Source organism: Aggregatibacter segnis (genome assembly GCF_003130075.1).
Classification (GTDB): Bacteria; Pseudomonadota; Gammaproteobacteria; order Enterobacterales; family Pasteurellaceae; genus Aggregatibacter; species Aggregatibacter segnis_A.
The window spans coordinates 11,457-23,744 of sequence record NZ_NRCW01000003.1; the positions used below are offsets into that span (position 1 = coordinate 11,457).

Here is a 12,288-nt window from a genome sequence, read left to right on the forward strand (position 1 = left end):
CTGAACGGAAAAAATTTGGCAACTGTTGCTGATTTAGTAACTAAAGCAGATCAAACTGCTTTAACTGCCTTAGAGGGTAAGGTTAATACCAAAGCAGATCAAACTGCTTTAACTGCCTTAGAGGGTAAGGTTAATACCAAAGCAGATCAAACTGCTTTAACTGCCTTAGAGGGTAAGGTTAATACCAAAGCAGATCAAACTGCTTTAACTTCCTTAGAGGGTAAGGTTAATACCAAAGCAAATCAAACTGCTTTAACTGCCTTAAAAGATACGGTGGATAAATTAGGTATTCAGACTACCTACAATGGTATTAAATATTTCCGTGCAAATTCAACCGGCGAAGATGCTACGGCAACAGGTACGGATGCGGTTGCAATTGGTTCTAAGGCTCATGCAACAGCGGTTGAGACGGTCGCCGTTGGTCACGAGGCGAGAGCATTAAAAAGTACGGCTATTGCAGTAGGTAAAAAATCGTATTCTGGTGGTAAGGATGGTGTTGCCGTGGGTAAGGGCGCTATGGTTACAGGGGATGCAACTTCTGCAGTTGCATTGGGCCCGACTGCTCAAGCAGGTTCTAAGAGTGGTAATGATCCAGAGGGGAACCCCTGGACCGAAAATACTTATGACGGTGCTAATAAATACCTAGTCGGTGACGGTCATAGCGCAATTGCTATCGGTAATAAAGCAGTAAGCCGAGGGCAACAAAATATTGCGATTGGTAAAGACGCATTAACAACAAACAAGGATAAAGCGGGTGCATTTAGTTTTGATAGCATAGCCATTGGTACTAGTGCTAAAACCATTGCTGCAAGTTCTGCTATCGCCCTCGGTAAAAATGCACTTGTTGGTGTAAGCGCTGATTCCGCTATTGCGATGGGGGATGGGGCGCAGGCTACCGGGTTAGATGCAACAGCAATCGGTCATTCAGCACAGGCAAGTCAATACGGGTTAGCCGCCGGTTCTAGTGTTCAAGCAGTTGGAGAAGGGGACGTTGCATTAGGTCGTTTAACGACTGCTGCAGGAGGCAGTTCAGTCGCTATTGGTGAAAATGCAAAGGCTTTACAGTGGAAAACCATATCTATTGGTTTAAATGCGGGTGAAGGCCAGGCAGCTGATGTCACAAGAACGAAACATTCTAATATTAATATCGGTGCTTTGTCAGGTAAAAGTGCTGAAGGTCAACATAACATTTTCATTGGTTCTGAATCCGGCCATAATACAAAAGGTAAAGCCAGTGTAGCAATTGGTTTACAAGCTGGTACGAATACTAGTGCGGGTTCTACTCCAGAGGCTATGGTTGAAAACGTTTCAATCGGTAACAAAGCAAATTACCGTGATGATACAACTTCTTCAGTGACGAAAGCGACTGCTTTAGGTGCCCAAACGTTTGCTGCAGATATGGCGACTGCCGTGGGTTATGGTGCGCGATCTGAAAGAACTCGCTCACTGGCGGTGGGTAATATGTCTGTTGCTAACGGTGAAGAGTCAACAGCAATTGGTGCTTCTGCGCAAGCTCATGGTGGTAGTGTCGCTTTAGGCTCAAATTCAATTGCGAAGAATAAAACTGCTCAAGGCGTATATACTGGAATGCAGTCTGAATCCGTTGTCTCTGTTGGTAACGACACATTAACAACACCCCTTTATCGTCGTTTGGTTAATGTTGCTGACGGTGCGGATGACCACGATGCCGTCACAGTGCAGCAACTGAAAGAATTAAAAACGCAAGTTACACAAACAATTGCAGTGGCTAACAATACCGCGGCCTCTGTTGCGGGAGCTGTGCTTTATGACACGACTGATGGGGATAATGATCCTACAACGAATAGTGTTACATTCAAAGATTCTGGTGGTTCCTCACCAAAACTCACACGTTTGCAAGGGGTTGCTGCAGGAAAGAACGAGACTGATGCAGTTAACTTTAAACAGCTGAAAAGTGAAATTGCTCAAAACTCCCAGCATTATTTTAGTGTCAATGATGATAAAGAAACGGGTATTGCCAACTATGATAATACGGGCGCGAAAGGAAAACGTTCAACCGCAATCGGGACTAGCAGCATTACATACAGTAATAATAGCGTTGCTTTAGGTAATGAAGTGACTAACTATGATGAGGGTGGTATTGCTATCGGGACAGAATATGTTGGTAGTGATGCATTAGATGACAATAAAAAAACCGATGGTAAAACAACCGTATCGAAACAGAACCAAAATTATAAATATGGTATAGCGTTAGGTGCTGGTACAAATGCTCAAGGTAATAACTCAATTGCTATTGGTAGTTTAGCGGCGACTTCTACAGATGATGTTGCGCACGGTGATCCGGATCGCGCCATTGCAATCGGTTATTACGCCGTGTCTTCTGCTGCAAAAGCAAATGCTATAGGTGATCGTGCAAGAGCTAACTCCTTAAAATCAAATGCCTTTGGTAGTCAGGCTGAAGCCCTTAACGAATCAGCAAATGCATTTGGTTCGGTAGCTAGGGCAAGCGGTAAAAATTCAATTGCTATGGGGACACACCAAGAAGTGACGGGCGAAAATTCCGGTAGTATTGGTTACGCTGGGGGCTTTACTAATACGACAGTAGGTTCAAAACTGTCCGGTACTTATGATCCTAATGCAACAAAAGTTGCAGGCTCAGGTACTTATTCTATTGGTAACACCAATAGTAAGATTACCTCTAATGAATCAGGCGTATTTGGTAATAATAACTTTGTCCAAGGCAAAGAAAATATCCGCGTGATGGGGAACAACAATATTATTACCAAGAATAATCAAGATTTGACAGGCGGTGGAGCAGCGGTCACGCCGACATTAAAAAATGTCTATGTGACCGGCCATGGCAATACTATTGATACGGCTAAGAAACCGTTAGAAGCCAGCAAAAATATTTTTGTTATGGGTGCTGGGAATACTATTGGTAGCGAGTCAGATAAAGATGCACTGAAGATCACTGATTCTTATGTTATCGGTACCGGAAACACGATTAATAAATCAAATAAAGCACTCGATAACGCTGAGGATCCATCTGATCTAGCGGCTGCCGGTCAAAAAGCTAAGATCGGTAAAGGTTATTTCATCTTAGGTAACAACGTTAAGGCTTTAGAAGATAACTCGGTTTATCTAGGTACAAGCTCTGCCTTTATTGCCTCAGGTAATGTATCTGCCGGAAGAGATAACTATAGTCAATTCACGGCTAGCAACCGAATTGGTGCTCCGACTTATACTTATGCTGGTGGGGCAGCAGTAGGTGTTGTTACGATCGGTAATGATGCTGAGACACGTCGTCTTCAAGGTGTTGCGGCTGGTTTAGTGGATTCTGGAAGTACCGATGCAATCAATGGTAGCCAATTGTATGCGCATACCCGTCCGCTTGGTTTTGCTGCAGATGATTCTACTGGTTTTAACGCAGCGAATAGTAACACGTTGGCTGTTGATGAAGGCAAAATCACTAAGATGGTCAAACGTTATGCCGGACAAGCAATTCAGCTTAAAGGTGGCGCGACAAATCTTTCCAATGAGAATATTGGTACTGTTGTCGATGAAGCTAATAATGCCATTAATATCAAATTAGCCAAAGAGCTGAAAGGGCTGACCAGTGCTGAGTTTGTTGAAGGTACAGCGCCAAATAAAAATACTACGATCATCAATGGTAAAGGTGTCACTATCAATACCGATGGTCCACGTATGACAACTGACGGTATTCACGCAGGTAATCTGAAAGTGACCGGTGTAAAAAGTAGCATTACGGATCAGGTTATCAACAATAATCCTAATCCAACCTTTATTGACAAGCTCAAACAAGCGAATAATACAAATCCGAATAATGCGGTAAACGTAAGCGACTTACACAATGTAGTGAGTGGTGCTAACGGCGGTGGTTTTGGCTTGAAAGACCAAGATGGTGCAGAAGTGAAACAAGACTTAGGCACAACCGTGAAGGTGAAAGGCGATGCTAACGTTTATACCAAAGTGGTTACGGATGGTAGCGGAAAAGCGTTAGAAGTTGGCTTGAAGGATACTGTAACCTTAGGTAAAGCAGGTACTGACGGTAAAGACGGTAAGATTGGCGTGAACGGTAAAGACGGTTCAGCGGTTGTTATCAATGGTAAAGACGGCTCCATTGGTCTGAATGGTAAAGACGGTAAAGATGGTTTAACCATGAAGTCAGCTAATGGCAAAGACGGTGTTGATGGATTAAACGGAACCGATGGTAAAACCCGTTTAGTGTATGAATACAAAGATAAGAACAATCAGCCTGTTAAAGAAGAAGTAGCGACCTTGAATGACGGTCTCAAATTCGGTGCTAATTCAGGTGATGTTCATAATGCTAAATTGAATAGCCAAGTGAATGTTAAAGGTGCAGAAACGAATACAGATTGGACTAAATTTGATGCGGGTACAAACATCATGACCCAAGTCACCACAGATAAAAATACCGGTAACGGTACGGTCACTGTAGGGTTGGCTAAAGACTTGACGAAGCTCAATAGCGTGACCTTGGAGAACAAAGATGACTCAACTAAATCTGTGACGTTGAAAGCAGACCAAGGGGGTAACTTGGATGTTGGTGGTAAGAAAATTACCAACGTTGCAAAAGGTACAGATGACACTGATGCAGTGAATGTCAGTCAGTTGAAAGAAGTCGCTGCGACAGCTGGAAAAGGTTGGAATCTTACTACTGGTGGTGATGTAAACACTAAACACAATGTTAAACCTGATGGTACTGTTGATATTAGCGGAGATGAAAATATCACTGTAACAAATCCGGGAGAGAACGGTAAAGGTAGTGGTAACGTTAAAGTAGGCTTGAAACCGGTTGTTACGCTTGGTGAAAAAGCTGTGCCGGCAGCAAATGGTCAGCCGGGTAAAGATGGTGTTGACGGCAAACTTAGCGTGAACGGTAAAGACGGTTCAGCGGTAGTTATCAACGGTAAAGACGGCTCCATCGGTTTGAATGGTAAAGACGGTAAAGATGGTTTAACCATGAAGTCTGAGGTCGGTGACGCAGGTCTTGACCAAAATAATGCGACTGATCCGAATAAGCCTGATGATAAGGGAAGCAAAACGCGTCTTGTGTATGAGCATGTGTTGAAAGACAAAGATGGTAACCCTCAGAAAGGTCAAGATGGCAACCCTGTGACAGTGAAAGAACAGGTGGCGACATTAAATGACGGTCTCAAATTCGGTGCTAATGCGGGTGCGGTGCACAGTGCGAAACTTAACACCCAAGTGGATGTTAAGGGGGCAACAGAGAACACAGATTGGACTAAATTTGATGCGGGTAAAAACATCATGACCAACATCGCTGGAAATACCATTACCGTGGGATTAGCCAAAGACCTTGATGTCAATAGTGTTACAACGGGTGATACAAAAGTTAAGAATGATGGAATCACTATTAAGAATGGTTCTGAACAAAGTAAAACAGTAAGTTTAACTAAAACTGGTTTAAACAATGGCGGTAACCAAGTCGTCAATATGGATAGTGGTCTAAAAGATTCTCAAGGTAATAAGGTTACGTTAACTGAGGCAACTGGTGCCGTATTAAACAATGGCGTCAATGTCGGCGACTTAAAAGAGACCGTTAATAAGCTTATTGGACCAAGCGATATCGGTGGTTTTGGTCTGAAAGATAAAGCGGGTAATGAGTTCAAACAAAGCTTAGGTACTACCGCTCAAATTACCGGTGATAAGAACATCAACACTAAAGTTGTTGATGTGTTAGATGCACAAGGTAAAGCGACAGGTAAAAAAGCGCTTGAAGTGGGTTTAAACCCAGAAGTTGAGCTTGGTAAGAAAGGCAACGATGGCGTTGACGGCAAACTTACCGTGAGCGGTAAAGACGGTTCAGCGGTTGTTATCAACGGTAAAGACGGCTCCATCGGTCTGAACGGTAAAGACGGTGAAAATGGTTTAACCATGAAATCAGCTAACGGCAAAGACGGTGTTGATGGAGCGAATGGTACAAACGGTAAAACGCGTATTGTTTATGAGCTTAAAGACAAAGATGGCAACCCTGTGAAAGGTGCTGATGGCAAACCTGTTACAGAAGAAGTGGCGACACTGAACGATGGTTTAGTCTTTGCGGGTAACAACACAGATAAAGAGAACAAACACAAGTTGAACTCAAAAGTGAACATTGTGGGTGATTCTACCGCTGAACAGTTGAAAGACTTCAAGAGCGCGACAGGCAATCTTAATGTTGTTGCGGATGGTAACAATAAATTGACGGTTCAAATGAGCAAAAATCTGAAGAATCTCAATAGCGTGACCTTAGAAAACCCAACAGATACGACAAAATCTGTGACATTGACTGTAACGGATAAAGGTGAGTTGAATGTTGGTGGTGGTAAAGCTGAGGGTAACCAAGTTACTGGGGTGAAAAGTAGTATCACCGATAAACTTGCAGACAATCCTAAAGCGACTTTTGCTGATAAGTTGAAAAATGCCGCCAATAAAGATAACGGCAATCCGAATAATGCGGTTAATGTTGGCGACTTGTATAACGTCTTCAGTGGTGAGTCTGGCGGTGGCTTTGGTCTGAAAGACAAAGCGGGTAATGAGTTTAAACAAGACTTAGGTACTGCTGCTCAAATTACCGGTGATAAGAACATCAACACTAAAGTTATTGATGTGCTAGATGGTCAAGGTCAGCCGACAGGTAAAAAAGCGCTTGAAGTGGGTTTAAACCCAGAAGTTGAGCTTGGTAAGAAAGGCGACGATGGCGTTGATGGTAAGATTGGCGTGAACGGTAAAGACGGTTCAGCGGTTGTTATCAACGGTAAAGACGGCTCCATTGGTCTGAACGGTAAAGACGGTAAAGATGGTTTAACCATGAAATCAGCACAGGGTAAACCGGGTGTAGATGGTAAAGATGGCGAAACTAAAACGCGTATCGTTTATGAGCTTAAAGACAAAGATGGCAAGCCGGTGAAAGGTGCTGATGGCAAACCTGTCACAGAAGAGGTGGCGACCTTAAATGACGGTCTCAAATTTGGTGCTAATTCAGGTGATGTTCATAATGCTAAATTGAATAGTCAGGTGGATGTTAAAGGTCATAAAGACAACACGAAATGGGATAAATTTGATGGTGGTAAAAACATCATGACCCAAATCAATGGAAACACCATCACAGTAGGGTTAGCGAACGACATTAATGTTAGTAGTGTTACAACGAATAAAGTGACTGTAGGCGATACCACAATCACTACTGATGGCGTAACCATTAACAACGGTCCAAGTATGACGAAGAGCGGTGGTATCAACGCGAATAATACAACGATTAAAAATGTTGCGCCTGGTGTGAACAGTACGGATGCGGTGAATGTTTCACAATTGCGTGCGGTTGAAGGCAAACTCAATCGTGCGGATAAACATTTACGTGCCGGTATTGCAGGTGCTAATGCGGCCGCAGGTTTACCACAAGCCTACTTACCAGGTAAGAGCATGGTGGCTGTTTCTGCCGGTACGTATCGCGGTGAAGGCGCGGTTGCTTTAGGTATGTCCCGCATTTCCGATAACGGAAAAGTGGTGGTGAAAATTACCGGTAACAGCGACACGCGTGGCAACCTTGGTGCTTCTTTAGGTGCAGGCTATCAATGGTAGTAGCGTTGGCATAATAAAATAGGGAAGCAGTCGCTTTCCTATTTTTGCCGACATGCCAAGGTGAATTTCACGCGAAAAAATGACCGCACTTTTGCGTGCAATCAGGTTTAATCATGTGATTACGCCTTGGCAACCTAAAAGAACTCAGCTAAATAAGCCAAAGTTGAAACAGACAACATATTTTATGAATTTTACGAGGTGAAGAGATGACCTTAGCAAAAATGTTATTATCGACTATCGCAGCGACAATGTTGGTTGCTTGCGGTAATTTAAGTCAAGTATCTAAAGAGGGCGCACCGGCGGATAACACGGAGTTGGTATGGCCTAAAATTGAAGATTCCAAATTTAATCACGATGGCAGCCAATTCGGTTCTTGGCCGAATTGGGATAATGTGCGCATGATTGAAAAAGGCATGAATAAAGATCAGCTTTACAATTTGATCGGCCGTCCGCATTTTGCGGAAGGTTTATTTGCCGTACGTGAATGGGATTATGTTTTCCATTATCGTGAAAACGGCGAACATAAAGTATGCCAATATAAAGTTTTGTTTGATTCAGACATGAACGCACAGAATTTCTATTGGTATCCAAACGGTTGTAACAGCAATTTCTCCTTCAGCTTAGCGGGTGATTTCTTATTTGATTTTGATAAGGACACATTAACCGCAAGAGGTGTTGAAGTGATTGATAACATTGCTCAACAGTTAAAATCGGCACATGCGAAAGATGTGAAAATTGATGGTTATACGGATCGTTTAGGTTCAGACCGCTATAATTTAGCCTTATCACAACGCCGTGCAGACCGCGTGAAAGCTCGTTTAATCGAATTAGGTTTGAATGCGCGTATTGTAGCTATCGGGCACGGTAAAGCAAATCAAGTGAAAGCCTGTGATGGCAGTGGCCAAGCACTAAAAGATTGTTTAGCGCCTAATCGTCGCGTAGAGATTTCCTCCTCCGGCTCATTGGTAAAAGCCGAAGGCACGAAATCGATGGGAAGAACAGGCCCTGCACCGTTATACGCAAAATAACATGCTAAAAAAAGCCTCTGAACAGAGGCTTTTTTATTGCCATTGATTTGGTTCAGACAATAAGAAAGAGCGGTCGAAATTCATTGTATTTTTCGACCGCTCTTTTTTTATACGATAAGCCCTGTGCTTACGTCAATTACACCAACAAGCCTGCCGCTTTCACTACTACGTGAATGGCGGTTTCTTCCGTGGATTGAATCGTCGCCTCATTCGGGATTTCTTGTTGGGTGCGGTTGACGATAGCACCTGCGATCATGCCGGCACGCAAACCCAGTGCGGAGCACATGGTGAACAAGGTGGCAGATTCCATTTCGTAGTTCATTACGTTCAATTCTTGCCATTGTTTTAATGAACCTTGGAAATGACGGCAAATCTTGCCGGTGTAAGTGTCATAACGTTCTTGTCCCGGGTAGAAAGTATCTGAAGAGGCGGTGATACCCACATGGACGGCATCGCCGACTTCTTCTTTGGCAACTTTGTAAAGGGCTTCGGTACATTCAAAGTTTGCCACCGCAGGATATTCCAATGGCGCAAAATGGCGGCTGGCACCATCGAGACGCACCGCCCCAGTTGTGACTAATAAATCACCGACGTTAATGTGCGGTTGGATGGCGCCGGTTGTGCCGATACGTAAGAAAGTACGCACACCGAGTTGGGCTAATTCTTCTACCGCGATGGAAACCGATGGACCACCAATACCAGTGGAACACACGACCACGGCATGCTCCTCAATATAGCCGAGCCAAGAGGTAAATTCGCGGGTGGAGGCGAGGAATTTTGGGCGATCCAATAAGCGTGCAATGCGTTCCACACGCTCCGGCGCACCCGGAACGATGGCTAATTTAGCCCCATCTAACATGGCTTTCGTTAAGCCAAGGTGAAAGACTTCTGACATAACATCCTCCTTTCTTGTTCGTTGTTTTTTAAGGTTTAATATCACGCAAAATCGGATTCTGCATGGAAATTAAGGTTTCTGTGGATTGAATCTCGTCGATTAACTGAATTTTAGCCGACAAGACTAAATGCAATTCGGCGATCGTGTGCGTCATAACTTTAATAAAAATGGAATAATTGCCGGTGGTGTAATAGGCTTCCACCACTTCATCAATGGCTTCCAGCTTTTTGATCACTTTGTCATAATCTTTTGCCGATTTCAAAATAATGCCAATGAAACCGCAAACATCATAACCCAGTTTGCGTTCATTGATTTTCACTTTTGTCCCCTCAATAATGCCTGACTGGCGCATTTTTTCCACCCGGACATGAATGGTGCCGGGGCTAACACCAAAATTTTTCGCCATTTCTGCATAAGGGGTTCGGGCATCTTTGGTTAATACACGCAATATTTGTTGATCTAAATTGTCGATATTGTGCATAACACACTCCTTTGTTTTAAAAACTCTAAATAATTATATTATTTTTTAGATGTTATTTAAATAATGATGGGGTTTCTTTAATTCTGGCTAAATTGTGTTGCATTAATCCTAAAGAATGGGGAGAATCTACCGCATTCATGTAGAAACGTTAAATAATATAGGGTAAAAACAATGAAAAAGACATTTATTTTGCAACAACAAGAGATTAGTTTTGTAAAAAATACATTTACTCAAAACCTCATCGAGCAATTAGGCATCATCGAAGTTCAAGGTCCAATCTTAAGTCAGGTCGGTAATGGCATGCAAGATAACCTTTCCGGCATTGAAAAAGCGGTTCAAGTGCATGTAAAACAAATTCCAAATGCGGTGTTTGAAGTGGTTCACTCTTTGGCAAAATGGAAACGTCATACATTGGCTCGTTTCCATTTTAAAGAAGGCGAAGGCCTGTTTGTGCACATGAAAGCGTTGCGTCCCGATGAAGATTCGTTAGATGCGACCCACTCCGTGTATGTGGACCAATGGGACTGGGAGAAAGTGATTCCGGAAGGTCGTCGCAATTTCGCCTATTTAAAAGAAACCGTGAATTCGATTTATCGTGCGATTCGTTTAACAGAATTGGCGGTGGAAGCCCGTTTTGATATTCCGTCCGTACTACCAAAACACATTACTTTCGTACACAGTGAAGACCTCGTGAAACGTTATCCAAACATGAGCGGCAAAGAGCGTGAAAATGCGATCTGTAAAGAATACGGCGCCGTTTTCTTAGTCGGTATTGGCGGCAAATTGTCTGACGGCAAGCCACACGATGGACGTGCACCGGATTACGATGACTGGACAACAGAGTCAGAAAACGGCTACAAAGGCTTGAACGGCGATATCTTGGTTTGGAACGACCAACTCGGCAAAGCCTTTGAGTTGTCTTCTATGGGGATTCGTGTAGATGAAGCGGCGTTACGTTTACAAGTGAGCTTAACCGGTGATGAAGACCGTCTCAACATGGATTGGCACCAAGAATTATTGCAAGGCAAATTGCCGTTAAGTATTGGTGGTGGTATCGGTCAATCTCGTTTAGCAATGTTGTTATTACGTAAAAAACATATCGGTGAAGTGCAATCCAGCGTTTGGCCGAAAGAAATGTTAGAAGAATATCAACATATTCTGTAATAGATGAAAAAGTGCGGTGGGTTTGCAAAACGTTTTTTAAATCCACCGCACTTTTGTTTTATAACTGATTTATTGATGGCACGCATTTTCTCATGCGTGCTTTTTTTGCATCTAAAACTGACCGCACTTTTACGCTTCCACAAACCCTAATGCGGTTTCTACTACGTCAATACCTGCGCCTTCTTTGTAGGCGTTTTCGCTTAAATAACGACGCCATTGGCGTGCTCCTTTGCAGTGTTGGAAGGCACCGAGCATGTGGCGCACGATATGATTCAGATAGACGCCTTGGCTGAGTTGCTGTTCGATGTATGGAAACATGTTTTCCACCGCTTGGCGTGGGGGGATAATCGGGGCATTCTCGTCAAACAATGCGTGATCGATATGACCGAGTAATGCGGGATTTTGATAGGCTTCGCGCCCCACCATGACACCATCCACATACTTCAAGTGCTGTTGCATTTCTTCAAGGGTTTTAATGCCACCGTTAATGCTGATGAGCAAATGGGGGAAATCCTGTTTTAGTTGATACACACGTTCGTAATTCAGCGGCGGAATTTCACGGTTTTGTTTTGGGCTTAGACCGGATAACCACGCTTTGCGTGCATGCACGATAAATTCCTGACAGCCGGCTTGCTGCACTTTTTGGACAAAATCACATAGAAAATCATAGCTGTCAAAATCATCAATGCCGATGCGGGTTTTTACGGTGACGGGAATGTGCACCGCACTTTGCATTTGCTGCACGCACTCCGCAACCAGTTCCGCTTTTGCCATTAAGCAAGCACCGAACATACCGTTTTGCACGCGGTCGGATGGGCAACCTACGTTCAAATTGATTTCTTGGTAACCGCGCTGTTGTGCTAATTGAGCGCAATGTTGAAGTTGTTTCGGATCGCTGCCACCCAGTTGCAACGCCACCGGATTTTCTGCCGGATCAAAATCAAGGTGATCGTACTTGGCATGAATAATGGCTTGGGTAGTCACCATTTCCGTATAAAGCAAGGCGTGACGGGAAAATTGGCGGTGGAAATAACGGCAATGGCGCGTTGTCCAATCTAGCATCGGGGCAACGGCGAAGCGGCCACGGTAAAAGTGCGGTTGATTTTGGGACATTT

Annotated in this window: 6 protein-coding genes; 3 read left to right on the plus strand and 3 right to left on the minus strand. The window is 43.7% G+C overall.

From position 1 onward, the window contains the following. The first annotated feature begins 15 nt into the window (after positions 1–15). Both DK415_RS03880 and DK415_RS03885 read left to right on the plus strand, forming a co-directional pair. The gene (locus DK415_RS03880) at positions 16–7,605 is read left to right on the plus strand and encodes a YadA-like family protein (protein ID WP_162540465.1); all 7,590 of its coding nucleotides are present in this window, start codon (positions 16–18) and stop codon (positions 7,603–7,605) included. A 206-nt stretch (positions 7,606–7,811) separates the two neighbouring features. Next, on the plus strand, positions 7,812–8,633 hold the full coding sequence (locus DK415_RS03885; protein WP_109432555.1) for an OmpA family protein: 822 nt from the start codon (positions 7,812–7,814) through the stop codon (positions 8,631–8,633). 136 nt (positions 8,634–8,769) lie between these two features. Here the strand turns inward: DK415_RS03885 and udp are convergent, their stop codons facing one another. Further along, positions 8,770–9,528 (minus strand): uridine phosphorylase, encoded by a 759-nt coding sequence (udp, locus tag DK415_RS03890; protein WP_109432556.1) that lies wholly within the window; start codon positions 9,526–9,528, stop codon positions 8,770–8,772. A 28-nt stretch (positions 9,529–9,556) separates the two neighbouring features. Then, on the minus strand, positions 9,557–10,009 hold the full coding sequence (gene asnC / locus DK415_RS03895; protein ID WP_005715729.1) for a transcriptional regulator AsnC: 453 nt from the start codon (positions 10,007–10,009) through the stop codon (positions 9,557–9,559). A gap of 171 nt (positions 10,010–10,180) precedes the next feature. Here asnC and asnA point away from each other — a divergent pair, with 171 nt between their 5' ends. Continuing rightward, on the plus strand, positions 10,181–11,173 hold the full coding sequence (gene asnA / locus DK415_RS03900; RefSeq protein ID WP_109432557.1) for an aspartate--ammonia ligase: 993 nt from the start codon (positions 10,181–10,183) through the stop codon (positions 11,171–11,173). Positions 11,174–11,302: 129 nt separating this feature from the next. Here asnA and dusA read toward each other — a convergent pair whose 3' ends face one another. Further along, positions 11,303–12,286 (minus strand): tRNA dihydrouridine(20/20a) synthase DusA, encoded by a 984-nt coding sequence (gene dusA, locus DK415_RS03905; protein WP_109432558.1) that lies wholly within the window; start codon positions 12,284–12,286, stop codon positions 11,303–11,305. Between the last annotated feature and the right edge of the window lie 2 nt (positions 12,287–12,288).

Bases quoted from the DNA above. Each gene is read 5' to 3' on its own strand.
- DK415_RS03885 (WP_109432555.1), top strand. From the start codon at position 7,812: ATGACCTTAGCAAAAATGTTATTATCGACTATCGCAGCGACAATGTTG.
- udp (WP_109432556.1), bottom strand. From the start codon at position 9,528: ATGTCAGAAGTCTTTCACCTTGGCTTAACGAAAGCCATGTTAGATGGG.
- asnC (WP_005715729.1), bottom strand. From the start codon at position 10,009: ATGCACAATATCGACAATTTAGATCAACAAATATTGCGTGTATTAACC.
- asnA (WP_109432557.1), top strand. From the start codon at position 10,181: ATGAAAAAGACATTTATTTTGCAACAACAAGAGATTAGTTTTGTAAAA.
- dusA (WP_109432558.1), bottom strand. From the start codon at position 12,286: ATGTCCCAAAATCAACCGCACTTTTACCGTGGCCGCTTCGCCGTTGCC.